The organism is Cupriavidus sp. SZY C1, assembly GCF_032190535.1.
Lineage (GTDB): Bacteria > Pseudomonadota > Gammaproteobacteria > Burkholderiales > Burkholderiaceae > Cupriavidus > Cupriavidus pauculus_C.
On the sequence record NZ_JAUANU010000007.1, the window covers coordinates 244,156 to 270,091 of the forward strand.

The 25,936-nt window shown below is 68.6% G+C and carries 24 protein-coding genes; 4 read left to right on the forward strand and 20 right to left on the reverse strand.

From position 1 onward, the window contains the following. Position 1 precedes the first annotated feature (1 nt). The 11 genes from gmhB to QTN24_RS13835 all read right to left on the reverse strand — a co-directional run bounded on the left by gmhB (position 2) and on the right by QTN24_RS13835 (position 12,950). Positions 2 to 592, reverse strand: a complete 591-nt coding sequence (gmhB, locus tag QTN24_RS13785) for a D-glycero-beta-D-manno-heptose 1,7-bisphosphate 7-phosphatase (RefSeq protein WP_313837731.1) — start codon at positions 590 to 592, stop codon at positions 2 to 4. 30 nt (positions 593 to 622) lie between these two features. Then, positions 623 to 2,746, reverse strand: coding sequence for a glycine--tRNA ligase subunit beta (glyS, locus tag QTN24_RS13790; RefSeq protein WP_313837732.1), 2,124 nt, complete (start codon positions 2,744 to 2,746; stop codon positions 623 to 625). Positions 2,747 to 2,776: 30 nt separating this feature from the next. Further along, a complete protein-coding gene (locus QTN24_RS13795) occupies positions 2,777 to 3,394 on the reverse strand; it encodes a hypothetical protein (protein ID WP_313837733.1) in 618 nt (205 codons plus the stop codon). Beyond that, entirely contained in the window at positions 3,391 to 4,344 is a 954-nt protein-coding gene (gene glyQ, locus QTN24_RS13800) for a glycine--tRNA ligase subunit alpha (RefSeq protein ID WP_124682397.1), read from the reverse strand. The genes QTN24_RS13795 and glyQ overlap by 4 nt, the downstream gene beginning before the upstream one ends. 447 nt (positions 4,345 to 4,791) lie before the next feature. Further along, entirely contained in the window at positions 4,792 to 6,429 is a 1,638-nt protein-coding gene (gene lnt / locus QTN24_RS13805; RefSeq protein WP_409559023.1) for an apolipoprotein N-acyltransferase, read from the reverse strand. After that, positions 6,426 to 7,313, reverse strand: a complete 888-nt coding sequence (locus tag QTN24_RS13810) for an HlyC/CorC family transporter (RefSeq protein WP_124682395.1) — start codon at positions 7,311 to 7,313, stop codon at positions 6,426 to 6,428. Before QTN24_RS13810 ends, lnt begins: the two co-directional genes overlap by 4 nt. Positions 7,314 to 7,501: 188 nt before the next feature. Next, positions 7,502 to 8,257 (reverse strand): rRNA maturation RNase YbeY, encoded by a 756-nt coding sequence (gene ybeY / locus QTN24_RS13815; protein ID WP_313837734.1) that lies wholly within the window; start codon positions 8,255 to 8,257, stop codon positions 7,502 to 7,504. A gap of 2 nt (positions 8,258 to 8,259) precedes the next feature. Beyond that, on the reverse strand, positions 8,260 to 9,255 hold the full coding sequence (locus tag QTN24_RS13820) for a PhoH family protein (RefSeq protein WP_124682393.1): 996 nt from the start codon (positions 9,253 to 9,255) through the stop codon (positions 8,260 to 8,262). A gap of 6 nt (positions 9,256 to 9,261) precedes the next feature. Beyond that, positions 9,262 to 10,614 carry a tRNA (N6-isopentenyl adenosine(37)-C2)-methylthiotransferase MiaB gene (gene miaB, locus QTN24_RS13825; RefSeq protein ID WP_124682392.1) on the reverse strand — a complete coding sequence of 451 codons (1,353 nt, stop codon included), beginning with the start codon at positions 10,612 to 10,614 and terminating at the stop codon, positions 9,262 to 9,264. A gap of 63 nt (positions 10,615 to 10,677) precedes the next feature. After that, a complete protein-coding gene (locus QTN24_RS13830; RefSeq protein ID WP_313837735.1) occupies positions 10,678 to 11,079 on the reverse strand; it encodes a hypothetical protein in 402 nt (133 codons plus the stop codon). 182 nt (positions 11,080 to 11,261) lie between these two features. Then, a complete protein-coding gene (locus QTN24_RS13835; RefSeq protein ID WP_313837736.1) occupies positions 11,262 to 12,950 on the reverse strand; it encodes a ClcB-like voltage-gated chloride channel protein in 1,689 nt (562 codons plus the stop codon). Positions 12,951 to 13,191: 241 nt separating this feature from the next. On the opposite strand from QTN24_RS13835, the gene QTN24_RS13840 reads away from it, so the two are divergent. After that, complete coding sequence (locus QTN24_RS13840) at positions 13,192 to 14,823, forward strand: DEAD/DEAH box helicase (RefSeq protein WP_313837737.1); 1,632 nt, start codon at positions 13,192 to 13,194, stop codon at positions 14,821 to 14,823. Between the two features lie 24 nt (positions 14,824 to 14,847). Further along, positions 14,848 to 15,897, forward strand: coding sequence for a serine/threonine protein kinase (locus tag QTN24_RS13845; RefSeq protein WP_313837738.1), 1,050 nt, complete (start codon positions 14,848 to 14,850; stop codon positions 15,895 to 15,897). A 37-nt stretch (positions 15,898 to 15,934) separates the two neighbouring features. Here QTN24_RS13845 and QTN24_RS13850 read toward each other — a convergent pair whose 3' ends face one another. After that, the gene (locus QTN24_RS13850; RefSeq protein ID WP_313837739.1) at positions 15,935 to 16,384 is read right to left on the reverse strand and encodes a universal stress protein; all 450 of its coding nucleotides are present in this window, start codon (positions 16,382 to 16,384) and stop codon (positions 15,935 to 15,937) included. A 308-nt stretch (positions 16,385 to 16,692) separates the two neighbouring features. On the opposite strand from QTN24_RS13850, the gene QTN24_RS13855 reads away from it, so the two are divergent. After that, entirely contained in the window at positions 16,693 to 17,145 is a 453-nt protein-coding gene (locus QTN24_RS13855; RefSeq protein WP_124684975.1) for a hypothetical protein, read from the forward strand. Next, the gene (locus tag QTN24_RS13860; protein ID WP_124682386.1) at positions 17,142 to 17,666 is read left to right on the forward strand and encodes a glycine zipper family protein; all 525 of its coding nucleotides are present in this window, start codon (positions 17,142 to 17,144) and stop codon (positions 17,664 to 17,666) included. The genes QTN24_RS13855 and QTN24_RS13860 overlap by 4 nt, the downstream gene beginning before the upstream one ends. Here QTN24_RS13860 and QTN24_RS13865 read toward each other — a convergent pair. From QTN24_RS13865 to recX, 8 genes are all read right to left on the reverse strand, one after another. Continuing rightward, positions 17,663 to 19,483, reverse strand: coding sequence for a Wzy polymerase domain-containing protein (locus QTN24_RS13865; protein WP_313837740.1), 1,821 nt, complete (start codon positions 19,481 to 19,483; stop codon positions 17,663 to 17,665). The genes QTN24_RS13860 and QTN24_RS13865 overlap by 4 nt on opposite strands. 117 nt (positions 19,484 to 19,600) lie before the next feature. Beyond that, positions 19,601 to 20,089 (reverse strand): pilin, encoded by a 489-nt coding sequence (locus tag QTN24_RS13870; RefSeq protein WP_301337472.1) that lies wholly within the window; start codon positions 20,087 to 20,089, stop codon positions 19,601 to 19,603. A 212-nt stretch (positions 20,090 to 20,301) separates the two neighbouring features. Continuing rightward, a complete protein-coding gene (locus QTN24_RS13875; protein ID WP_313837741.1) occupies positions 20,302 to 20,862 on the reverse strand; it encodes a pilin in 561 nt (186 codons plus the stop codon). 264 nt (positions 20,863 to 21,126) lie between these two features. Further along, positions 21,127 to 21,825 carry a TerC family protein gene (locus tag QTN24_RS13880; RefSeq protein WP_124682383.1) on the reverse strand — a complete coding sequence of 233 codons (699 nt, stop codon included), beginning with the start codon at positions 21,823 to 21,825 and terminating at the stop codon, positions 21,127 to 21,129. Between the two features lie 289 nt (positions 21,826 to 22,114). Then, on the reverse strand, positions 22,115 to 22,996 hold the full coding sequence (gene sucD / locus QTN24_RS13885) for a succinate--CoA ligase subunit alpha (protein WP_124682382.1): 882 nt from the start codon (positions 22,994 to 22,996) through the stop codon (positions 22,115 to 22,117). Positions 22,997 to 23,064: 68 nt separating this feature from the next. Further along, a complete protein-coding gene (gene sucC, locus QTN24_RS13890; protein WP_124682381.1) occupies positions 23,065 to 24,231 on the reverse strand; it encodes an ADP-forming succinate--CoA ligase subunit beta in 1,167 nt (388 codons plus the stop codon). A gap of 87 nt (positions 24,232 to 24,318) precedes the next feature. Beyond that, positions 24,319 to 24,990 carry a DUF2889 domain-containing protein gene (locus tag QTN24_RS13895; protein ID WP_124682380.1) on the reverse strand — a complete coding sequence of 224 codons (672 nt, stop codon included), beginning with the start codon at positions 24,988 to 24,990 and terminating at the stop codon, positions 24,319 to 24,321. Between the two features lie 340 nt (positions 24,991 to 25,330). Then, a complete protein-coding gene (gene recX, locus QTN24_RS13900; protein WP_313837742.1) occupies positions 25,331 to 25,783 on the reverse strand; it encodes a recombination regulator RecX in 453 nt (150 codons plus the stop codon). Positions 25,784 to 25,936 lie beyond the last annotated feature (153 nt).

Below are 25,936 nucleotides of genomic sequence, written 5' to 3' on the forward strand. Positions count from 1 at the left end.
GTCAGGGGGCGGGCGATGCGTGCGCCACGGTCTTGTGCGTGCCTTCGGCGATCAGCCAGCAGGCAAACGCCGCCAGGTCGTCGTGCACGCGGGTGCCGGCCGGCAGGCCGCCCTTTTCCAGCGTGCGCAGGCCCTTGCCGGTGCGCACCAGGTGCGGCACGCAGCCCACGGCCACGCCGGCTTCCAGGTCGCGCAGCGAATCGCCGACGGTCGGCACGTGGCGCAGTTCGATGCCAAAGCGCTCGCCAATCTGCTCGTACAGGCCGGACTTCGGCTTGCGGCAGTCGCAGTTGTCGGCCGCCGTGTGCGGGCAGAAGAACACCGCCTCCACCCGGCCGCCAAGGTTGGCCAGCGCCTTGTACATCTTCTCGTGCATCGCGTTCAGCGCGCTCATCTCGAACAGCCCCCGCCCGATGCCGGACTGGTTGCTGGCGATCACCACGCGGTAGCCGGCCTGGTTCAGCATGGCGATGGCTTCCAGGCTGCCGGCGATCGGCACCCATTCGTCGGGCGTCTTGATGAACTGGTCGCTGTCCAGGTTGACCACGCCGTCGCGGTCCAGGATCACGAACTTGGGCAGGGACTGTGGCATGGCTGCTCTCCGATGCGTGCCGGCCGCGGCTTACGCCGCCAGCTTGGAAATGTCCGCCACGCGGTTGGCCAGGCCGTGCAGCGTGGCCAGCAGCGCCAGGCGGTTGGCGCGCAGCTTCGCGTCGTCGGCCATCACCATCACGTCGTTGAAGAAGCGGTCGACGGCGTCGCGCAGTTGCGCCAGGTCGCGCAGCGCGGCCGTGAAATCGCCGCCGGCGAACGCGGCTTCCACGCCCGGGCGCACGCGCTCGATGGCGGCGTGCAGCGCGCCCTCGGCGGGCTCCTGGAACAGCGCCGTGTCGACGGAGCCGATCGCCTCGTCGGTCTTCTTCAGGATGTTCGTGATGCGCTTGTTGGCGGCGGCCAGCGCCTCGGCCTCGGGCAGCGCGGCAAACGTGCGCACGGCCTCCATGCGGGCCAGCACGTCGTGCAGCGACTGCGGGCGCAGGCTGACCACGGCTTCCACCTCGTTCGTGGTGTAGCCCTTGTCCTTCAGGTAGCCGCGCACGCGGTCATAGAGGAAGTCGGCAATCGCCTCGCGCGCCGGCTTGACGGCGGCGATGCCCGCGAACGCCTGCTCGGTCAGCGCCAGCAGCGTGTCCAGCGGCACCGCCAGCGGCTTTTCGATCAGCATGCGCAGGATGCCCAGCGCGTGGCGGCGCAGCGCGAAGGGGTCCTTCTCGCCGGTCGGCTGCAGGCCGATGCCCCAGATGCCCACCAGCGTTTCGAGCTTGTCGGCCAGCGCCACGGCCGTGCTGACGTTGCCCGCGGGCAGCGCGTCGCCGGCAAAGCGCGGGCGGTAGTGTTCGGAGCACGCCAGCGCCACGTCCTCGGCCTCGTCGTCGTGGCGGGCGTAGTAGGTGCCCATCGTGCCCTGCAGCTCGGGAAACTCGCCAACCATGTCGGTCAGCAGGTCGGCCTTCGCCAGCTCGGCGCCGCGCATGGCGGCGGCCTTGTCGACGCTGGCCCCGGCGGCGTTCATGGCGTCGGCCACGTGGCCGGCAATCTGCTGCAGCCGCTGCACGCGGTCGAGCTGGCTGCCGATCTTGTTGTGGTAGACCACGTTGGCCAGCTGCGGCACGCGGGACGCCAGCGACTTCTTGCGGTCCTGGTCGAAGAAGAACTTGGCGTCGGCCAGGCGCGGGCGCACCACGCGCTCGTTGCCCGAGATGATCGACTCCGGCGTGTCCGTGGCCAGGTTCGACACGATCAGGAAGCGGTTGCGCAGGTGCCCGGCGGCGTCGGTCAGCGCAAAGTACTTCTGGTTGGTCTGCATCGTCAGGATCAGGCACTCCTGCGGCACGGCCAGGAACGCCTGCTCGAAGTGGCACGGGTAGACCACGGGCCATTCGACCAGCGAGTTGACCTCGTCGAGCAGCGCATCGGGCATCACCACCTGGTCGGCGCCCGCTTCCTTGAGCAGCGCGGTGCGGATGCGCTCGCGGCGGTCGGCATAGCCGGCCACCACGCGGCCGCGCGATTCCAGCAGGCCGGCGTACTCGGCAGCGTGCGGAATCTCGATCGTGCCCTGCGACAGGAAGCGGTGGCCCTGCGTCACGTTACCGGCCGGCAGGCCCAGCACCGACACCGGCACCACTTCGGCCCCGTACAGCGCGATCAGGCTGTGCGCCGGGCGCACGAAATGCACGGTCTCGCCGTCCGGGCGCTGGTAGCTCATCACCTTCGGGATGGGCAGCTTGCCCAGCGTGTCGTCCAGCGCGGCCTGCAGGCCGTCGGCCAGCACCGCGCCCTTGGCGGTATAGCGATAGAAGAACGCCTCGGCCTTGCCGTCGGATGCGCGCTCCAGCGTCTGCCAGTCGATCTCGGCCACGCCGACGGACTTGGCCAGCGCGGCCAGCTTCTTGCCCAGCGGGGCGGTGGGGGCGCCATTGGCGTCCAGCGCCACGGTCAACGGCAGCACCTTTTCGCGCTGCTCGCGGTCCGGCGCGGTGCGGCGCACGCCGGTCACCAGCGCGGCCAGGCGGCGCGGCGTGGCAAACGGCGTCACGGCGGCGCCGGCTTCGAGCAGGTCCCGCGCGCCGAGGCCGTCGAACAGGCCCTGGGCGAAGGCGTCGCCCAGGCGGGCCAGCGCCTTCGGCGGCAGTTCTTCGGTGAACAGTTCGATCAGCAGCGAATCGGTCATGGGTTGCGACATGAATCTATCCAACAGGTATGGGCGCGCGCGTCAGCAGCGCGGCGCGAGATTGGGTTCCACGCCAGACAGCAGCCACAGGCCGTTCTGCTGGCGGAATTGCAGCGTGGTGTAGGCGCATTGCGCGGCCACGCCGGACGCGCCGCGCGCGCCGGCCGCCGGAAAGCGCGCGTCGATGCGGTGCGAGCGGCGGTCGTAGCGGATCTCGTCGATGCGCCCGCCCACCCAGAAGTCGATCTTCGCCGGGAGCTGGGTGGCCGAGTAGTAGGTGCGCACGGTGCGGCGCGAGCGGCCGGCGCGCTCTTGCCATTCCACCCACTGCAGCGGGTAGCGGATGGCGCTCTCGTAGGCGCGCAGCGGCACGCGGTGCCAGCCGAGGTCGCGCGAGCCCGAGAGGTCGCACGAGAACGAGCGCACGAGCTGCGTCCACTGGTCGATCGACGTCAGCGACGGCCGCCAGTGCCGCGTGATGGCCTGCTGCAGCGCCTGGGCGTCGGCCTCGCAGATGTTGGCCAGCTCCGCCGGCAGGTACAGGGCCTGCGGGGAGGGCGCGGGGACGGCGCGGGCGGCGGCAACGGCGCCGGTGGGCGACAGCGCCACCGGCAGGGCGAACGCGGCCAGCGCCAGGGCGCCGCGCACGCGGGCCGTCATGCGCGGGCCCCGTTGTTGCACATCGGGAAGCCCAGCGCCTGGCGCGAGTCGAAATACGCCTGCGCCACGGCGCGCGACAGGTTGCGGATGCGGCCGATGTAGGCGGCCCGCTCGGTCACCGAGATCGCGCCGCGCGCGTCCAGCAGGTTGAACGTGTGGGCGGCCTTGAGCACCTGCTCGTAGGCCGGCAGCGCCAGGCGGGTGTCGGTGGTCTTCGGCGTGCCGTCGTCGTTCTTCTCGCCGGTATCGCCCATCAGCCGCCGGGCCTCGCTCTCATGCTCGGCGAAGTGGCGGAACAGGATGTCGGTGTTGCTGTGCTCGAAGTTGTAGGTGGACTGTTCCACCTCGTTCTGATGGTAGACGTCGCCGTAGGTCAGGCGGCGCGTGACGCCGTTCTCTTCCCACTCGGTCCAGACCAGGTCGTAGACGTTTTCCACCTTCTGCAGGTACATCGCCAGGCGCTCGATGCCGTAGGTGATCTCGCCCGTGATCGGCTTGCAGTCGATGCCGCCCACCTGCTGGAAGTAGGTGAACTGGGTCACTTCCATGCCGTTGAGCCAGACTTCCCAGCCCAGGCCCCAGGCGCCGAGCGTGGGGTTTTCCCAGTCGTCCTCGACAAAGCGGATGTCGTTCTGCTTCAGGTCCAGGCCCAGCGCCTCCAGCGAGCCCAGGTAGAGCTCCAGGATGTTCTCGGGCGCGGGCTTGAGCACCACCTGGTACTGGTAGTAGTGCTGCAGCCGGTTCGGATTCTCGCCATAACGGCCGTCCTTGGGGCGGCGCGACGGCTGCACGTAGGCGGCGCGCCACGGCTCGGGGCCGATCGCGCGCAGGAACGTGTGCACGTGCGACGTGCCGGCGCCGACCTCCAGATCGATCGGTTGCAGCAACGCGCAACCCTGCCGGTCCCAGTAGGCCTGCAGGGTGAGAATCATTTGTTGGAAGGTCAGCATAGGAATACGAAAAGGAAAGCCGGCGGGCAAGTGCGCGAACCGTCTCGCGCGGAGTTTGCCAAACCTTGGATTCTATCGGGTTTTTGCCCCCGTTCCGCTGGGCCGGGGCAGGAAAAGCAGGCCGGACGGCACGGATCGTGCATGGGACGGCCATGTAGGGCGGGCGCAACGGGTCGGGTAAATCCTGACAGGGGATTCAGAACCGTCTGATAGTTGCCGATACCGTTTTTGTATACAGTGGTCGCACGCAGTCACCGCAATACAAACCAGATGACTGCCAGGCCGGACCGGCTGCCCCGCAACGCTTCAGCGGGCCAGGCGGGACGGGCTCGAAACAACAACTTCAAGGGGATTGGTCATGTCGCTGCTTTCTCGCAAACCTTACCTCGTCGCCATCGCCGTGATGGCGGCCGCCGCCGCCGTGTCGATGGCTACCTCGCTGGTCGGCTAGGCCCCGCGCCGGCGCTGCGCCCGCAGCGCCAGCAGCAGCACCAGCACGCTGCCGGCCAGCGCCGGCACGTTGCCCCAGCGGATATACGGCGTCAGGCCCTGCATGCCCTGCACGTCGGCCGCAAGCGTGCCCGCTTCGAACGTCGGCAACCTCGCCTGGACCCTGCCGTCCGGCCGCACCACGGCCGTCATGCCCGTATTGGTCGCCCGCAGCATCGGCCTGCGCATTTCCAGCGCGCGCATGCGCGAGATCTGCAGGTGCTGGTCCAGCGCGATCGTGTCGCCGAACCAGGCCAGGTTGGTCACGTTCGCCAGCAGGTTGGCCGGCGTGGCCTGTTGCCGCAGCGTGGTGGCGATTTCCTCGCCGAACAGATCCTCGTAGCAGATGTTGGGCGCCACGTGGATGCCGCGCACCGGCACGGCGGGCTGGTCCAGCGTGCCGCGCCGGAAGTCGCCGAGCGGCATCTTCATCATGTCCACGAACCAGCGGAATCCGAACGGGATGAACTCGCCGAACGGCACCAGATGGTGCTTGTTGTAGCGGTACAGCTCGTGCTGCTCGGGGCCGATGGCGAACACACTGTTGGTGAAATCCACCGGCGAATCGGCGCCGGCCGCGCCAAACACCACGGTCGTGCCGGTCTGCTCCATATAGGTGCGGACCGCCTTGGCGATGTCCAGCGGCAGGTCCTGCAGGATCACCGGGAACGCGGTTTCCGGCGTGACCACGAGGTCGGCCGGCGCGGCGGTGATCATGTCGCGGTACAGCTCCAGCGAGCGCTGGATGCCGACCGGCTCGAACTTGATGTCCTGCGCCACATTGCCCTGCAGCAGCCGGACGCTGATCGGTTGGCCGATGGGTGTCGTATAAGCCACGCGCGACAGCGCCAGGCCGCCGCCGAGCGTCACGACGCCCAGCCCGGCCGCCCACGCCACCGTGCGCGTCGCGCCGGGTGCCGACCGCCGCAGCGCTGCCCGGACGGCCGCCACCAGCAGGGCCGCCGCCGAAGCGGCCAGGAACGCGATGCCATAGACGCCGATCACCGGCGCGAAGCCCGCCAGCGGGCCATCGGTGTGCGGATAGCCGCTGCCGAGCCACGGGAAGCCCGTGAACACGACGCCGCGCAGCCATTCCGAGAGCGCCCACGCCGCGCCAAACGCCAGCGCCGCCAGCACGCCATCGCGGCCGCGCCGGGTCAGCCAGTGCCAGGTGCCGGCCGCCAGCGCGGGCCAGATCGACAGATAGCCGGCGAACAGCACCACGGCCAGCGCGGCCATCCATGCCGGCATCTCGCCGTAGACATGCATGCTGATGTAGAGCCACCAGATGCCGGACAGGAACCAGCCCATGCCGAACGCGTAGGCCGTCGCCGCCGCCGCGCGGGGGCGCGGTGCATCGGCAACCAGCGCCACCAGCCCGGCCAGCGACAGGATCTGCAGCCACCACCAGTCATGCGGGGCGAACGCCTGGGTATGCGCCACGCCCAGCACGGCGGCCAGCAGCAGGCGCGACAGCGCGCCGCGGGCCACGGCGGGCCGGGCGCCGGCAGGCATGGAAGAAGGGGAAGCAGGGTTGCCGATCGTCGGATCGGCGCGATGGGTACCCACGGCGTCGGGCGCGCCGGCGCGCTTCATGCGTCGGCCACGCCGTCGGTCTCCGCCGGGGCCTCGCGCCGCACCTGCAGCAGGTGTACCTGCCGCGCGTCGGCCCGCAGCACCTCGAACCGGATCGGCGGCAATGTGATGATTTCGCCACGATGCGGCACGTGGCCCACGTGGTTGGTCAGCAGGCCGCCCACGGTATCGACGTCCTCGTTCGAGAACGCCGTGCCGAATGCCTCGTTGAAATGCTCGATCTCGGTCAGCCCGCGCACGCGCCAGGCGCCGTCGCTGGTCGGCAGGATCATGTCCTGGTCCTCGTCGAGGTCGAACTCGTCCTCGATGTCGCCAACGATCTGCTCCAGCACGTCCTCGATCGTCACCAGCCCGGCCACGCCGCCGTACTCGTCCACGACGATCGCAATATGGTTGCGATTGATCCGGAATTCACGCAGCAGGATGTTCAGCCGCTTCGACTCGGGGATGAACACGGCCGGCCGCAGCGTCTCGCGCAGGTCGAACTCCGCGTCGGTGTAGTAGCGCAGCAGGTCCTTGGCCAGCAGGATGCCGATGATGTTGTCGCGGTTGCCCTCGTACACCGGAAACCGCGAGTGCGCGGTCTGTTGCATGAACGGGATGAACGTTTCTGGCGCATCGGCGATGTTGACCGCGTCCATCTGGGCCCGGGGCACCATGATGTCGCGCGCGGTCAGCTCCGACACCTGGAACACGCCCTCGATCATCGAGAGCGAATCGGCATCGATCAGGTTGCGCTCATGCGCGTCCTGCAGCACTTCGAGAAGTTCGGCGCGGGTGTCCGGCTCGGGAGAGATGAAATCCGAAAGGCGTTCGAGAAGGGATCGGGGCCGATCCGGCTGCTTGAAGTGGGCAGCCTTCGAACTGGGATAGGGGTCGTTCATGTCGCGGCGAGCGCGTGGTGGAGATCGTCTGAAGCATACACTAAAAGGCTTGCAGCCCCGTGACGGGGGGATGACGGGTGGCGGGGGCGGCGCTTTGCCCGCCCGTGCGACCGGCGGACCTGACGGCTCTCAGGAAACTCGCCAGGCGGTCAAGGGCTGACGCCTCGGCCCCAGACCGCCGCCCTGCCTCAGATTTCCCGGACCGGTTCGTACGGGTTGTCGAAACCCAGCGCCTGCAGCGTCTCGGTCTCGATGGCTTCCATTTCCTCGGCTTCGGCGTCGTCCTCGTGCTCGTAGCCCTGGGCGTGGAGCACGCCGTGGACGATCAGGTGGGCATAGTGGGCCTGCAGCGGCTTCTTCTGCTGGCGGGCCTCGGCCTCGACGACGGGGCAGCACAGCACGATGTCGCCGGTGACCGGATCGTCGTCGGTTTCCGCGTAGGCGAAGGTCAGCACGTTGGTGGCGTAGTCCTTGCCGCGATAGGTGCGGTTCAGCGCGCGGCCTTCTTCCTCGTCGACGAAGCGGACGGTCAGCGCGGCGTCGGCGTAGAGCGCCGATTTCACCCACTTTTCGATCGGCTTGCGGCCGGGTACGCCGGCGCGCTGGCGCGTGCCGTCGCCGAACTGGATGTCCAGTTCCACCTCGGGCGGCATGGCGGGCGTGCCGGTGGTGGTGACCAGCGGCGTGGCGGTGACGGCCACCGACAGCGCGTCGGCGTTGTCGGGCCGGACCAGCAGGCCGGCCTGCTGGCGCGGGTCGGTGTGCTCGGCCAGCAGCGCGACCACGCCGTCGTGGGCCTGCGACAGGTCCAGCGTCAGGCTGCGGCCGTCGGCAAGCTGCAGGCGCAGTGCATGGGCCGACGCCTTGCGGGCGCGGCCGTCGGCGTCGAACAGGACGACGCGCATGGCGTCGGAGGGGCGGGTGGCGGGAGACTTCTTGGTCAAGTTCAGGCGTCCTTGTGCTGGGCGTGATATTCGTCGTAGGCCTCGACGATGCGCGCCACCAGCGGATGGCGCACCACGTCGACGCTGGTGAATCGGGTAAAGGCCACGCCGCGCACGTCGCGCAGCACGTGCTGCGATTCCACCAGGCCGCTCTTCTGGCCGCGCGGCAGGTCGATCTGCGTCGTGTCGCCGGTGATCACGGCCTTGGAGCCGAAGCCGATCCGCGTAAGGAACATCTTCATCTGCTCCGGCGTGGTGTTCTGGGCCTCGTCCAGGATGATGAACGCGTGGTTCAGCGTGCGGCCGCGCATGTAGGCCAGCGGGGCGATCTCGATCATCTGGCGCTCGAACATCTTCTGCGTGCGGTCAAAGCCGAGCAGGTCGTAGAGCGCGTCGTAGAGCGGGCGCAGGTACGGGTCCACCTTCTGCGCCAGATCGCCGGGCAGGAAGCCCAGCCGCTCGCCCGCCTCCACGGCCGGGCGGGTCAGCACGATCCGCTTGACCACGTCGCGCTCCAGCGCGTCCACGGCGCAGGCCACGGCCAGGTAGGTCTTGCCCGTACCGGCCGGGCCGATGCCGAGCGTCAGGTCGTGCGACAGGATCGCGCGCAGGTATTCGCGCTGCGTGGCCGTGCGGCCCTGCAGGCCCGTGCGCCGCGTGTGCAGCACCGGGGAATCGTCCTCGGGGCTCTCCGGGCCCGCGTCGCCGTTGCCGGGCAGGTAGGCGCCATGGGCCGACACCTGGCGCGATTCCACCAGGCCGAGCTGCACGTCGTCCACCGACAGCGCGACCCGGGCATTGTTGTAGAACCGCTCCAGCGCCAGCGCGGCGTCCTGCGCGCGCTCGCCGCGCACGGTCATGCGATGGCCGCGGCGCTGGATCGTCACGTCGAGCGCCTGTTCGATCTGGCGCAGGTTTTCATCGAGCGGCCCGCACAGGTTCTGCAGGCGCGTGTTGTCGTCCTTGGGGGCGACGAATTCCGCGGAAGGGATCTTCATGGTTGCTTATTGGCGCACGACGATGTCGCCGCGCAGCGAGTGCGGGAACGCCTGCGTGATGTTCACGTCGACCATCTGGCCGACCAGGCGGTCGCGCTGGGCCTGGGGCACGCCCGGCAGCGCGAAGTTGACCACCCGGTTGTTCTCGGTGCGGCCGTGGAGCTCGGTGGGGTCCTTGCGCGCGGGGCCTTCCACGAGGATGCGCTGCACCGTGCCGACCATGCCCTGGCTGATGCGCACGACGTTTTCCTCGATGGCGGCCTGCAGCACCTGCAGGCGGCGCAGCTTGACGTCGTGCGGCGTGTCGTCGTGCAGGTTGGCGGCGGGCGTGCCGGGCCGGGGGCTGAAGATGAACGAGAACGACGTGTCGTAGCCGATCTCGTGGACCATCGCCATCAGCTTGTCGAAGTCCGCATCGGTCTCGCCGGGGAAGCCGACGATGAAGTCCGACGACATCGACATGTCGGGCCGGATCGTGCGCAGGCGGCGGATGATGCTCTTGTATTCGAGCACGCTGTAGCCGCGCTTCATCGCCATCAGCACGCGGTCCGACGCATGCTGCACGGGCAGGTGCAGGTGGTTCACGAGCTTGTCGCAGCGCGCGTACAGATCCACCAGCCGCGAGGTGAATTCCTTCGGGTGGCTGGTCGTGTAGCGGATGCGCTCGATGCCGGGAATCTCGGCCACGTATTCGATTAGCAGCGCGAAGTCCGCGATCTCGCTGGTGCCGCCCATCGTGCCGCGGTAGGCGTTCACGTTCTGGCCCAGCAGCGTCACCTCGCGCACGCCCTGGTCGGCCAGCCCGGCCACCTCGGCCAGCACGTCCTCGAACGGGCGCGACACTTCCTCGCCGCGCGTGTAGGGCACCACGCAGTAGCTGCAGTACTTCGAGCAGCCTTCCATGATCGACACGAATGCGCTGGGGCCGTCCACGCGGGCCGGGGGCAGGTGGTCGAACTTCTCGATCTCGGGGAACGAGATGTCGACCTGCGACAGGCCGGTGGACTGGCGGCGGTGGATCAGGTCGGGCAGCCGGTGCAGCGTCTGCGGGCCGAACACCACATCGACGTACGGCGCGCGCGAGACGATGGCGGCGCCTTCCTGGCTGGCCACGCAGCCGCCCACGCCGATCACCAGGCCGGGCTTGGCGGCCTTCAGGGCCTTCATGCGGCCCAGTTCGGAGAACACCTTCTCCTGGGCCTTCTCGCGGATTGAGCAGGTGTTGAACAGGATGACGTCGGCGTCCTCGACGTTGTCCGTGGGCTCCATGCCCTGCGTGGCGTTCAGCACGTCCACCATCTTGTCCGAGTCGTACTCGTTCATCTGGCAGCCGTACGTTTTGACAAATACCTTCTTCATGGTGCCGGTCTCAGTGTTATACCTGGGGGCATCGGGGGCACGACAGGTCGATTCGAAAAGGGGTCAGTGCGCGGCCTTCCACGCCTTCACCTCGGCGTCGGTCAGGACCCACGCGGTCAGAAGCTGGCCGTAGAGGTCGAGCTTGTATCGCACATTGAGCTTCCTGCCCGCCACCGCGCCGGCGTTCAGCAGCACGGTGTCGGTGCTGAAGATCCGCAGGCCGGGCGCCACGCCGACGGTCTTGCCGTCCAGCCTGGCACGCATCGGCTCGGTGGCCGACGGCGGGGCCAGTTCCATGCGCGCCAGCGGGGCATCCGCCGGGATCACGCGCACCGGCGCGCCGGGCATCTGGCCTGGCACCGGCGGGGCCGTGGTCTGGACTTCCTGCGCCAGGGCAGGGATGGCGGACAGCAGCAGCGCGGCGATGCACGCCAGGCGCGGCGCACGCGAATATGGCTTGGACATGAAAGCTCCCGACAAGAAAAACAGCGATCTCTTTTATTGGAATACCGCCGGCGCCGGACGCCATCACGCTTGCAGCCCATCGCGCAGGCAGGGTAGCCCGCCATTTTACCCGTTTGCGCCGCGCGCTGGGGAACGGCGCGGCGCGTCAATGTGGCGTGTACCGTACATTGGCCGCACGGGATTCAGAACAGGCAGGACGCTTCCTGCAGCACGCGCTGCTTCGACACGGTACCCATCAGCTCGCGGCTGGCCGCGTCGCGCACCAGCGGGATGCGGTTGATGCCGTGCTCCGAGAAGATGGCCAGCGCATCGCGCAGCCGCGAGTCCGGCGTGAGCGACGGGAAGGCGAGGTCGCCCAGCGACAGCAGCGTGGCGTCGGGCGCCTCGCGCTGGGCGCGCTGGACGGCGTGGATCGAGATCGCGCCAAGCAGCCGGCCGGTGGCATCGACGAGATAAAGGTAGCGCGTGCCGGTCTCGGCGAACTTGTCGGCCGCCTGGGCCACGGTGGCGGCCGGGTCGATCACGGTATGCGTGGGGTCGCAGAGCCCGGCCAACCGCAGCCCCCGGGCGCGCTCGACGGCGGCAGAAGCCTGCGCGCGCTCCACCACCACGCTGTAGAGCGACAGCGTCTGGCAGCGCGACGCCGTGTAGTAGGCCGCCACCGCGCCGATCATCAGCGGCAGCAGCAGCGTGGGCGCCAGCGTCATCTCGAAGACCATCAGTATCGACATCAGCGGCGCCTGGCTGGTGGCGGCCAGGAACGCGGTCATGCCGACCAGCGGCAGCACCGGCGTGGCCGTGCCGCCCGGCACCGCCAGCGCCACAAGCTGCCCCAGCGCCGCGCCGACGAACATCGACGGCGTGAACACCCCGCCCACCGCGCCGGAGCCCATGCTGACCACGGTGGCGACGAGTTTGGCCAGCAGCACGCCCCAGACCGCCACGGACAGCGGCTCGTTGCGCAGGATGGTCTGGATCGTGTAGTAGCCGTTGCCGACCACCTCGGGTACCACCACCGCCAGCAGCCCCACCAGCAACCCGCCCAGCGCCAGCCGCGCCACGGGGCCGCCCGGCACGTGTTGGAAGCCGTTGCGGGCCAGCGTATTGGCCCGCATGAAGACGGCGCCGGACACACCCGCGATCAGGCCGATGCCGGCCGCCGCCAGCAGCAGGTGCGGCTGCTGGAGCAGGTCTGGCCCGATATGCAGGCCCGTGTAGAGCGGTTCCAGCCCGCCGTGCCACTGGCTGACCATCGTGCCGGCCACCGAGGCCAGCAGCAGCGGCATCAGGCGCTGTACCGCCAGTGCGCCGAACACCACTTCGGCGACGAACACGGCGGCGGAAAGCGGAGTGTGATAGGCGGTGGCCAGCCCGGCGGCGGCCCCGCAGGCGGTCAGCATGCGGCGCATGTTGCTGTCGCCGGTGGCCTGGTCGGCGCGCCCGGACGGAAAGACCGACCCGGTCAGCGCGGCAAGCTGGATCATCGCGCCTTCCTTGCCGACCGAGCTGCCCGAGACGATCGAGCAGAACGACGACAGCGCGCGCAGCAGCGTGATCCGCACCGGCAGCCGACCGGTGCCGCGCGCCACGGCTTCCATGTATTCGCTGGGCAGCGTCTCGGTGCGCGCGAAATGCTGCGCGGCCACCAGCAGCGCGCCGGCCAGCGCGCCGCCCACAGCGGGAATCAGCACGCGCCACGCCACGGCCAGCCCGGCAAAGACCAGCACGATGTCGGCGTCCTTGCCGAACATCACCAGCCCGCTGGCTTCCAGCGCGTCCTTGAACAGCGTGGTCACGATGCCCGCCAGCAGGCCGACCGGAATGGCCGCGAAAAGGGTGACTTCCTGGTCTTCGATGAAACGGAACCGCATGGCGATGGGAAGGGGCTGGGGCGCGCCGGCACCGGGTGGCCGCATGATAGCGCAGCGCCACCCGGCCACCGATGGCAGGGCGCCGGTTTCCACAGACTGGTACACTACGGGCCTTTCCTAGCCCGGGAACGGGGGCAATCGACCCATCCCGCCGGCCTGGTTCCCAGGCACGGTCATCTACCCGAGCCGCTCCACGATTGGCGCACACCTGCTGCGCGAAGGGCGGCCGAAGCGTCTTTTCATGTCTTTTTCCGAACTCGGCTTGTCCGACAAGCTGGTGCGTGCCGTGGCCGAACAGGGCTACACCACGCCGACCCCGATCCAGGCGCAAGCCATTCCCGCAATCCTGAAAGGTGGCGATCTCCTTGCCGGCGCACAGACCGGCACCGGCAAGACGGCCGGCTTCACGCTGCCGATGTTGCAGTTGCTGGCCGATTCCGCGGCCCGCAATCCCGCCCCGCGCGGCGCCCGCCCCCAGGTGCGCGCGCTGGTGCTGACGCCCACGCGCGAACTGGCCGCCCAGGTCGAGGAAAGCGTGCGCAACTATGGCAAATACCTGAAGCTGCGCTCGATGGTGATGTTCGGCGGCGTCGGCATCAATCCGCAGATCGACGCGCTCAAGCGCGGCGTGGACATCGTGGTGGCCACTCCCGGCCGCCTGCTGGACCACGTGGCCCAGCGCACGATCGACCTCGCGCACGTGGAACTGCTGGTGCTTGATGAAGCCGACCGCATGCTCGACATGGGCTTCATCCACGACATCCGCAAGATCCTGAACGTGCTGCCGGCCAAGCGGCAGAACCTGCTGTTCTCGGCCACGTTCTCGGACGATATCCGCGCGCTGGCCGACCGCCTGCTGAACAACCCGGCGTCGATCGAGGTGGCCCGCCGCAACACCACGGCCGAGACCGTGGCGCAGCGCGTGTTCCCGGTGGACCGCGAACGCAAGCGCGAACTGCTGGCCCACCTGGTGCGCCAGCACGACTGGCACCAGGTGCTGGTCTTCACGCGCACCAAGCACGGCGCCAACCGCCTGGCGGAACAGCTCACCAAGGACGGCCTGTCCGCGCTGGCGATCCACGGCAACAAGAGCCAGTCGGCCCGCACGCGCGCGCTGAGCGAGTTCAAGGCCGGCACGCTGCGGCTGCTGGTGGCCACCGACATCGCCGCGCGCGGCATCGACATCGACCAGCTCCCGCACGTGGTGAATTTCGACCTGCCGAACGTGCCCGAGGACTACGTGCACCGCATCGGCCGCACGGGCCGCGCGGGCGCCGAGGGCGAGGCGATCTCGCTGGTCTGCGTCGACGAGCACGCGCTGCTGCGCGACATCGAGCGCCTGATCAAGCGCCAGATCGAGCAGGTGGTGCTGCCCGGGTTTGAAGTGGACCCGTCGATCGCGGCCGAGCCGATCCAGAAGGGCCGCCAGCAACGGGGCGGCGCCGGCCAAGGCCAGGGCCGGGGCGCCCAGCCGCGCGGCAATGCCGGTGGCAACGCTGGCGCCGGTGAGCGCCGCGCGCCACGTGCGCCGCAGGGCCGCGACGGACAACGCCAGCCGCAGGCTGCCCAGCCGGCGCGCCAGGGCGCGAACGGCGGCGGCAATGGTGCGAATGGTGGCAATGGTGGTAATGGCAACGGCAACGGCGGCGCCCGTGGTGGCGCGCGCAATACCGGTGCCAATGGTGGCAACGGTGCCGGCAAGCCGGCCGGCCAGCGTCCGCAGGAACCGCGCGGCCAGCAGCAACGTCCGCAGCAGGCGCGTCCGCAACAGGCGCGCCCCGCACAGGACGCCGCTGGCGCACCGCCGGCCCGCAATCGCCGTCCCGCGCCGCAGGCGGCGCTGCTCGGCGGCAGCCGCAAGCCGGCGCCCTGAGTCCCACGACAAGGCGACCTGCCGATGACCGCACCGGCCCCCCGATCCCCCGCCGATGACGTCCCGTACGCCGGGCTGACGCCCGAGTGCATCCTGGACGCGCTGGAGTCGGCGGGGTTCTATCCCGATGGCCGGCTGTTGGCGCTGAACAGCTACGAGAACCGGGTCTGGCAAGTCGGCATCGAGGACGCCTCGCCGGTCGTCGTCAAGTTCTACCGGCCCGGCCGCTGGAGCGACGCGGCGATCCTGGAGGAACACGCGTTCGTCCAGCAACTGGCCGACGCCGAAATCCCGGCGGTGCCGGCGCTGGCCGCCAGCGTGGCCGGGCAGCCGGCCAGCACGCTGCTGTCGCACGCGGGGTTCCGCTTCGCGGTGTTCCCGCGCTGTGGCGGCCGCGAGCCGCCGCTGGACCAGGCGGCCGCGCGCACCTGGCTTGGCCGTTTCATCGGCCGCATCCACGCCTGCGGCGCCGCCACGCCGTACCAGGCGCGCCCGGCGCTGGACATCGACACCTTCGGCGTGGCGTCGCGCAACTACCTGATCGAGCACGATTGCATTCCGGCCGAACTGCTGGCGCCGTGGCGCGCCGCCGTGGACCTGGCGCTGGATGCCGTGCGCCGCTGCTACGAGCGGGCCGGCGACGTGCGGCGGCTGCGCCTGCATGGCGATTGCCATCGCGGCAACGTCCTGTGGATCGACGAGGCCGACGCGCGCGGCCGGGGCACGCCGGGGCCGCATTTCGTCGACTTCGACGACAGCCGCATGGGCCCGGCCGTGCAGGACATCTGGATGTTGCTGGAAGGGGACCGCGCCGCGATGTGCGCCCAGCTGGCCGACATCGTGGCGGGTTACGAGGATTTCGCCGAGTTCGACACGCGCGAACTGTGGCTGGTGGAGGCGCTGCGCACGCTGCGGCTGCTGCACTACAGCGCCTGGCTGGCCAGCCGCTGGGGCGATCCGGCGTTTCCGGCGGCATTCCCGTGGTTCGGCACTGCCCGCTACTGGCAGGACCGCATCCTCGAACTGCGCGAGCAGATCGCGCTGATGGACGAACCGCCGCTCTGGTCGGCCTGACCCCGGCTGGCCCGGGGCCCATCTGGCAATGGCCGCGTCAGGCGGCCGGCGTCTCCGCCTTCACCATCACCACCGGGCAATTGGCCTGCGCCAAGACCCGGCCGGCTACCGACCCCAGCACCGCATCGAAGAACGTACCCCGGCCGTGGGTACCCATGACGATCGCGCCCGCATTCACCGACTGGGCGTAACCGAGGATCTTCTCGGGCGGGTAGCCGTGCAGCGCGTGGCGCTCGAACGGCACGTTGGCGGCCTGCAGGATCGCGCAGACCGATGCCATCGCCTTTTCGCTGGCTTCGTTGTGCCAGGCGTCGATCGTTTCCTTGCTCACGAACGCGCGCACCTGCCCGGTCACGTCGGGCGATACGTGCACCACGTGCACGGTGAATCCGGTCTGCAGCAGCTTGCCGTCCGCGAGAAAGCGTGCCGCGGCATCGCTGAAGGCAGAACCGTCGGTGGCAAGCACGATATTGGACGTCGAGGGCATGGCGCAATCTCCTTGGAAAGACATCGGGCGCGGGTGGCGCACGAAGATCATCTTGGCACGCAAAAGGTGCGCATACCGTAACGTAGATCAAATCGTGTCCAAATTTTTAAGGATTTCACGATTGTCATTCGCTTGTTAGTCTGAAGGCATCCGCCCGTAATAAAGGTAACGCTGCATTTCGGAATGACCCGAAAGGCCCCTCGTTCGCACGGTTTGATATTCAATACAAGGCAGCCACGGGCGTCGGCCGGTCAGCCGGACGCGGCGATCGGGCGTTGAAAGACAGGCAGCAACTTGGGATGCAGATCATGAAAGGGCGCAAGCTCTGCCAGATCGTTCTGGCATTGGCCGCGGTGAGCGCGGCGGGGTACAGCACGACATCGCTGGCCGGCGGATACCACCACACCCGCGCGCGCGTGGGGGTCGGGGTCTACGTCGGGCCCGGCTGGGGCTACGGCCCGGGCTGGGGGCCGGGGTGGGGTCCCGGCTGGTATCCGTATGGTCCGTACTACTACCCCGGCTACTACCCGGCGCCCGCCGTGGTGGCCGTGCCGGCGCCTAATCCGCCGCAGTACATCGAACAGGGCAGCGACGGCAACCCGACGCTGACCGACGGATCGTCGCCCAACGCCTGGTGGTACCACTGCACGCAGCCCGAGGGCTACTACCCGTACGTGCGCGAATGCCCGGGCGGCTGGCAGCGCGAGCAGCCGCGCGCCCCGTCCTCGGCCGTTCCGGCCACGCCTGGAGTCACATCATGAGAACGCGATCGATCTGCCTGCTTGCGGCCGCATCGCTGGGCCTGGGCGCCTGCGCGGTGATGCCTTCCGGGCCGAGCGTGATGGCGCTGCCCGGCACCAACAAGTCGTTCGACCAGTTCCGCGGCGACGACTACAACTGCCGGCAATACGCGTTCGCGCAGATCGGCGGCACGTCGCCGCAGCAGAACGCCAACGCGGCGGCCGTCGGAAGTGCCGCAATCGGTACCGCGCTGGGCGCGGCGGCCGGTGCGGCGTTCGGTGGCGGCGAGGGTGCCGCCGTGGGCGCGGGCGTCGGCCTGCTGACCGGCTCCGCCGTCGGGGCCGGCAATTCGTACAACGCCGGCTATGGCTCGCAGCGCGCGTACGACGCCGCCTACGTCCAGTGCATGTATGCGAGCGGCAACCGCGTGCCCGTGTACGGCCAGATGGTCACCTCGCAGCCGCCCGTGCGCGCGGCGGTGCCGCCGGCCAACTATCAGCCTTACTACCCGCCGCCCCCGCCGCCCGGCTATACGCGCTAGTAGCTGCCCGGCGCGGCCCGGCCGTGGCCGCGCTGCTCGCGCACGCGGACCCACGTGCAGAAATCGCGCGGCCGGCGGTCGGCACCCAGCGCCTCGCAGTCGCGCGATAGCGCCGCAAACTGTGCCGCCTCGTCGCCCTGGTAGTAGAAGCGCAGACGCTCCATCCAGAGCCGCGCGCGGGCCTGATCGCCAGTCAGTGCCAGCAGCCAGGCGCTGCGCCGGATCAGGTTCGGCGTCGGCAGCAGGTGCAGCGCGTCCAGATGCGCCGGCAGCAGGCTCGCGGCGCTGTCGGGCGTGATTGTCGTGTGCTCGGCGATGTCGGCTGCCGCATGTTGCCGGAACCAGAAGCGCGGCAGCGGCAGCGACACGCGGTGCTCGTCGCTGGCGTACTCGCGCGCCTCCACGCGCTTGTAGTCCTGCCAGAGCGTGGCCAGCACGCCCGCGGACACGATCACGAATGCCACGCAGGTCACCGTGGCCACGCCGCGCGGCCACGGCCGGCCGACCCCGGCCGGTTCCAGCCACGCCAGCAGAAAGCAGAACGGCAGGAAGAAATAGAGGTAGTGCAGCGGGTATTCGAGCATGGAGTGGGCGGCCAGCATCGCCAGCCAGACCAGCAGCAGCGTCGTCGCACCCCGTTCCACCGTGGCGCCGCGCCAGAGCCGGTCGCGCACCACGCGCCAGAGCCACGCGGCCAGTATGACGACGACGCCGACGGCGCCCACGCCGCCAACCTTGGCCATCAGGTCCAGCAGCGCGTTGTGGGCATGCAGCGACATCTCGGCCACCACCTGCACCTGCGCCGCCTGCTGGAACTGCGCCCAGCCAAATTCGCCATAGCCGACGCCCAGCCACGGATGGGCGCGGAACATCGCCAGCGCCTGGCTCCAGAGCGCGCCCCGGTACGACATCTGGTTGCCGGACTGCAGTTGCGAGACGGTGTCGAACAGGCGCCAGTCGAACGCCTTGCCGGCCAGCTTGATGCCCGGCTCCATCGCCACGATGCCGACGACGAGGATGACCGCGGCCGCCACAAGCCCCGGCGTCCGGTGCATCGGGCTGGCACCACGCGGCGTACCGCGCGCCATCGCGGCCGCCAGCAGCGCGTACAGCGCCGCCAGCCCCACGTGGACGATCAGCCCCGTACGCGAGCCCGACAGCACGATGCCGCTTTCGAGCAGCAGCGTCGCGGTCAGCCACGCGGGAAACTGCAGCCAGCCGCGCGTGGCGAGCCAGATGGCCGCGGCCAGCGCCAGTCCGTTGACCGTGGCCTGGTGGTTCGGCTGGTTGAGGTTGCCCCAGAGGCGGCGATTCGCATCGTAGAAGTATTCGGACACCAGCCCCAGCGTCTGGTCCTCCAGATGGAAGACCTGGATCCACTGCGCCAGCGTGCCAAGCAGCCCGGCGACGATGAAGGCGATGGCCAGCGCATCGACAATGCTCGCGCGCCGGTCGGCGGACATCGACCGGCCGGTCCGCCACGCCCCGATCATCACGGCCACGCCGAGCGCCAGCACCAGTTGCGTGGTCAGGCGGCTGCCGGTGACGTCCGGCATGCCGGACGCGGCCTGCAGCAGCGTGGTCAGCAGCAGCCAGGCCGGGAAGGCCGCCACCCAGGGGAAGGCCCGGGCCGGCATGGCACCCGGAGCATCGGCAGATCGCAGCGCCAGCACGGCGACAAGCGCCACGCCAAGCGCGCCGGCCGTCCATTCGCCGAAGAAGGTGGCCAGGGGCAGCGTATGCCGGGAGATCAGCAGGGGAAGCGTGAAGGCGACGACGATGGCCGTCGCCGGGAGCGTGGCTCTGTGGACCGGCATGCGCACGGGGGCTCAAAAAGGGCGAAGGCGCCATGATAGCGTGGCAGCCACCGCCCGGGCGTCAGCCCCGCCTGGCCAGGCGGCCTGGCGGGGCGCCTTCGCCGGCTCCCCCGGGGATCACCGGCCGGCGGACACGTACGAGCAGCTCTGCGGCAGGAAGCGCTGCTCGGCGCTCGACGTGCAGTTCCACGTGATGGCGCCCTGGTCGGCGTTGTCCATCCGCAGCGTCAGCGTGTGGCCGGCGATGGCCTTGGACACGTCGGTGGTCCGGAAGGTGCTGACAATCGTGCAGTTGCCCTTGTCGTTCGGCGTGCCGCCCACGGTCACGCGTGCCACGTACTTGCCCGAGATGTTGTTGGCCGCCGGGATGCCATGGGAAGCCTGCTCGGCGTTATCGGGACAGATCCCGCCCTGCGAAAACGTTTCGGTGACGGCCGCCTTCTGGCCCGCTGCCAGGTTGAGCGCCTCGGAGACCTGCGCCCGAGCGATGTAGTCCTGGTACTGCGGAATTGCGATGGCCGCGAGGATGCCGACGATGGCCACGACGATCATCAGTTCGATCAGCGTGAAGCCGGCCTGGCGCATACGGGTTTGGATTCGGTGCATTGGCATGGTGACCCCTTGACGACGTTGTTTATGTGAGCCGCCATCTTGAGCGGGGCGGGGGCGGGACGAAATTGATGCACGGCAACTCGGCTGCCAATGTCGCAATCGCGTGTAAGTACGCCATGGCTGCTGCAATCCCGCCCCTCGTCCCGTTCCGAGGCGGCGGATCAGACAATGCTGATCCGCCGCGTTGCCGGGCTAGTGGCCCGTCGTCACTTGCCGCGCGCCTGCGAGAGTTGCGTGCATGCCTTGGGCAGGTACTTCTTGTCGGCCGACGACTCGCACTTCCACGTGACCGAGCCCTTGTCCGCGTTGCCCATCGTCAGCTTCACGTGCCGGCCCGTGAGCCCCCTGGCGATGCCGTCGTCCTTGAAGTTGGCCGTGATCGTGCAGCCGCCGGCCTCGGTGGCCGTGCCGCCCACCTGGACGTTCTTGACGTAGCTGCCGGAGATCGACGTGGCACCGGGAATGCCGTCCACCGCGCCGCTGGCGTTGTTGGGACAGCTCCCCGCGTACGAGAACGCCTCGGTGACGGCCGCCTTCTGGCCGGACGCGAGGTTGATGCCTTCGGAGAACTGCGAGCGCGCCACGTAGTCCTGGTACTGCGGGATGGCGATGCCGGCCAGGATGCCGATGATCGCCACGACGATCATGAGCTCGATCAGCGAGAAGCCGCGCTGCGCGGCATGGCGGCGGCCCCGGCCCTGGACGTGGACGTGGCGGTGGACGTGGCCCTGGACGTGGCTGTGGACTGCGTTGGAACTGGTTTGCATGGTGACCCCTTTCGTTGACGTTCTGGATGGAAAGTGCTGCGGCGCGCGGCATGCCGTCGGGGCGTGCGTGGCGTCGCGGGGTCATGATCGGAAGAACGGGGGTGGAGGCCCAATGACCTCGGACAATTCCCACAGGCTTGTGGGAATTGTTTGGAAATCCGCAGGAGTCCGTGGCGGGCATGCCGCGGCACGGGTGTTGTAAAAACAAAACGGGCGACCCGTCGTGGGTCGCCCGTTCAGGCGTGATGCGGTGCGCGGCGAGACTCAGGCGGTCTTGGCGGCGCCCCGTTTCTGCAGCAGCTTGCCCACCAGCACCACCAGCGCGGCTCCGGCGATGCCGAAGATCAGGTGGGCGTGCGGCACGTGCACCTGGAACCATTCGGCGTCCACCGGATCGCTGATCAGCATCTCGCCGGCCAGGTAGCCCAGCAGGGCGGCGCCCAGCACGATGATGATCGGGAAGCGCTCCATCACCTTCAACAGCAGCGTGCTGCCGAAGACGATCAGCGGAATCGACAGGCCCAGGCCGATGATCAGCAGCATGAGCTGGCTGCCCTCGGGGCCCTTCTGCGCGGCGGCGGCCACGGCCACCACGTTGTCCAGCGACATGACCAGGTCGGCAATCAGGATCGTGCGGATCGCGGCCCAGATGTTGTCCTTGGCGTCATGCCCTTCCTCGCCGTCGTCGCCCGTCAGCAGTTGCACGCCGATGTAGACCAGCAGGATGGCGCCCACGATCTTCAGGTACGGCAGGCTCAGCAGCTTCACGGCGGCCACGGTCAGCACCACGCGCATGATGATGGCGGCGGCGCTGCCCCAGAAAATGGCCTTCTTCTGCTGGGCGGGGGGCAGGTTGCGCGATGCGAGCGCGATCACCACGGCGTTATCGCCCGACAGGACGATGTTCGTCAGGATGATCGACCCCAGCGCAATCCAGAACGTGCTGCTGGACAACAATTCCACGGCAAGACTCCTCGAAATTCAAAGTTATGTTCCGGGCCCGCTGCGTGTTGCCAACTGCGGACTTTCGGATGTCTGAACGACCAGACATGAGATTTATCGCAGAAACCTTACGATTCGGTTTCAACGTGGCGCCGCCGCCCTCCGGATATACCCTAGGCGGTGCATCGCCAGAACGACATTGCCCCCGCCGGTGAAGACGGGGGCAATGCGCAGCGGCCAGAAGCCGCGAGGACTGCATTGCCACGCGGGACGCCCGCCGGGCGGGCCCCACATGGCTGCTGGGTGCTGCTTACAGCATGCCCTTCAGCAGGCGGCCCATTTCCGACGGGTTCTTGGTCACCTTGATACCGCAGGATTCCATGATTTCCAGCTTGGCCTGGGCCGTGTCGGCACCGCCCGAGATCAGCGCGCCGGCGTGGCCCATGCGCTTGCCCGGAGGCGCGGTCACGCCAGCGATGAAGCCCACCACCGGCTTCTTCATGTTTTCCTTGATCCAGTAGGCCGCGTTGGCCTCGTCCGGACCGCCGATCTCGCCGATCATGACCACGGCGTCCGTATCCGGATCGTCGTTGAACATCTTCATCACGTCGATGTGCTTCAGGCCGTTGATCGGGTCGCCACCGATGCCGACGGCCGACGACTGGCCCAGGCCCAGCGCGGTCAGCTGGCCCACGGCTTCGTACGTCAGCGTGCCCGAGCGCGACACCACGCCGATGCGGCCCTTCTTGTGGATGTGGCCCGGCATGATGCCGATCTTGATTTCGTCCGGCGTGATCAGGCCCGGGCAGTTCGGTCCCAGCAGCAGCGTCTTCTTGTTCTGCTTACGCATCTTGTCCTTGACTTCCATCATGTCGCGGACGGGGATGCCTTCGGTAATGCAGACCACCAGGTCCAGGTCGGCGTCGACGGCTTCCCAGATCGCGGCAGCGGCGCCGGCGGGCGGCACGTAGATCACCGACACGGTGGCGCCGGTCTGTTCCTTGGCGTCCTTGACGCTGGCGTAGATGGGAATGCCTTCGAAGTCCTCGCCGGCCTTCTTCGGGTTCACGCCGGCAACAAACGCGTTCTTGCCGTTGGCATAGTCGCGGCAGCCACGGGTGTGGAACTGGCCCGTCTTGCCGGTGATGCCCTGGGTGATGACCTTCGTGTCCTTGTTGATCAGAATGCTCATTTGCTAGTCCTTTTAGTCGTCCCGCCCGGCCCGTCGCTCACGTCGGCCTGGCGGCAACGCAGTTGTCCTTACTTGCCGGCGGCAGCGGCCACGACCTTCTGGGCAGCTTCTTCCATCGTGTCGGCCGAAATGATCGGCAGACCGGATTCGGCCAGCATCTTCTTGCCCAGGTCCTCGTTCGTGCCCTTCATGCGGACGACCAGCGGCACGCCCAGCTGCACGGCCTTCGACGCCGAGATCACGCCTTCGGCGATCACGTCGCAGCGCATGATGCCGCCGAAGATGTTCACCAGGATGGCTTCCACGTTCGGGTTCTTCAGCATCAGCTTGAAGGCTTCGGTCACCTTCTCGGTGGTGGCACCGCCGCCCACGTCCAGGAAGTTGGCCGGCTCGCCGCCGAACAGCTTGATCGTGTCCATCGTGGCCATGGCCAGGCCGGCGCCGTTCACCAGGCAGCCGATGTTGCCGTCCAGCGAGATGTAGGCCAGGTCGAACTTCGAGGCTTCGATTTCGTTGGCGTCTTCCTCGTCCAGGTCACGGTACGCGACGATTTCCGGGTGGCGGAACAGGGCGTTGGAGTCGAAGTTGAACTTGGCGTCCAGCGCGATGACCTTGCCGTCGCCGGTCAGGATCAGCGGGTTGATTTCGGCCAGCGAGGCGTCGGTTTCCCAGAACGCCTTGTACAGGCCCTGCAGCGCCTGGCGGGCTTGGGCGATGCTGGCGTCGGGCACGCCGATCTTGCGGGCGATGTCATCGGCGTCCGAATCCTTCAGGCCCTCGGCCGGGTCGACCAGCAGCGTGTGGATCTTTTCCGGGGTGTGGGCAGCCACTTCCTCGATGTCCATGCCGCCTTCGCTCGACGCCATCAGCGCCACCTTCTGCGACACGCGGTCCACCACCAGCGACACGTACAGTTCCTTCTTGATGTCGGCGCCTTCCTCGATCAGCAGGCGGTTGACCTTCTTGCCTTCCGGACCGGTCTGGTGCGTGACGAGCGTCATGCCCAGGATGTTCGTGGCGTAGGTCTTGACGTCCTCGATGCTCTTGGCCACCTTCACGCCGCCGCCCTTGCCGCGGCCGCCTGCGTGGATCTGTGCCTTGACGACCCACACCGGGCCGCCGAGCTGTTCAGCCGCCTTCAGGGCCTCTTCGACCGAGAAAGCCGGGATGCCGCGCGGAACCGGCACATTGTATTTGCGCAGGATTTCCTTGCCTTGGTACTCATGGATATTCATGCGTGTTTCCTTTCGGGTAGGCGTAAAGGGATGGGAAAAAAGGTGGAATCGAAGGGCTTTCGCCTGTTCCTGGGCCGACCGTGACGGTCAGCCCGACGTACCGTTGGGCCGGTGGGCCAGGGTGTCCTCGCCACCTGATGCCGGAGCATCGGCGCGTGACGCGGGCTGGGGGGGCGACGCCGCGGCGCCGGCTCTCGGTTTCGGCTGGTGACCATACCAGCGCGGGTAAAACTGGCGAACCACCTCGCCCTCGAAGTGCAGGGCGTGGCAGCCATGAAGCTGCATCGGCGGTTCGGGATTGGGGTCGTCGGCGCCGTCGCGGATCTTGAACACGTCGCCCGCGAAGGCCTGGATGGCGGTGGTCGGCAGCACGCCGGCCAGTTCGGTCAGATGGCTGCAGCCGGCCACGCTGCCAAGCCGGTCGCGCACGGCCTTGCGGAAGCCGCGCATCAGGTTCAGCCCGATCAACTGGCGGTAGGCCGGGCCGATCGTGTCGCAGTGTGTCGGATAGGGCACCCAGTCCGAGCACGCCTCGGCATCGACGATATTGAGCCGCAGGTCGATCGTCACACGCAGCCACAGGTCGTGCAGCGGCTGGCCTTCCGGACGGATGCGGTTGCCGGCCAGCTCGATGTCGCGCGGCTTGGTATCCGTCAGGCGCGCCTCGATGTCCCAGAGGCCGTCTTCCCGCAAATAGGCCTCGGCCGTGATGGCACGGCGATGACGCAAGGCGCGGTTGACGGGCGGGGAAAGCGGCATGACGGCGGGGCTGAGGCGGCAGGCTGATGTGTGGCGGTATTCGGGGGCAAGGCTCGACGCGCCCTCCGCGCCCGCTGATCTGCCGACAGTCCGGACCGTGCCGGACGGCCGCCTGGGCCGGAGAACTCGTGGAGTTTAACATGCCGCGATGCTTTGACCGGGAACATCCTGCCGAACGCCTTGTCGGCCGGGGATTGTTGCAGGGGCATCGGCGGCCAAGCCGCGCCGGACAAGGGCTGGCGGCAAATCCGACAGCGCGCCGCTGCGTTGCATCAGTGGTACGACAACTGGGTTGACGGCGCGCCCAATACCCCTTATGCGTACGGTGGTATGCAGCCGGCTACGCCTCGTCCTCGGCGCCGCGGATGATCTTGCCGACGACGGCGCGCGAGAAGCCGCGCGCGACCATGAACCGGATCTGCTTGGCCCGCGCCTCGGGCGAATCGGGCGGCGTGCCAAAGCGCTTGCGCCAGACTTCCGTCGCGCGCGCCAGTTCGCTGTCGCGCAGCTTTTCCTGCAGGTCGCGCAACTGGTCGTTGCCTAGCTGGTGGGTCTTGGCTTCCTGCATCACGCGGGCCGCGCCGTAGCGGCTGGCCCGGCGATGAACGAGGCTGTCGACAAAGCGTTCGTTGGACAGCCAGTTCTCACGCTCCAGCGCGTCGAGCAGCGCCTCCAGTTGCTCGGGCGATTCGGCATGCGGCGCCAGCTTGCGCGCCAGTTCGACGCGGCTGTGCTCGCGTCGCGACAGATAGCCGACGGCGCGGGCCTTCAGGGACAGGGGAGGGCGGGGCATGGGCCGGACTGGGAGGTGGGGAAAGGCCAGCGAGGGCCGGTGTCGACAGGTACGGTGCGATAGACCGATTAACCGATAGACCGATTGACCCATTAACCGATGGACCGATCGACCGTCAGAAACGACAAAGCCGCCGCAGGGGCTGCGACGGCT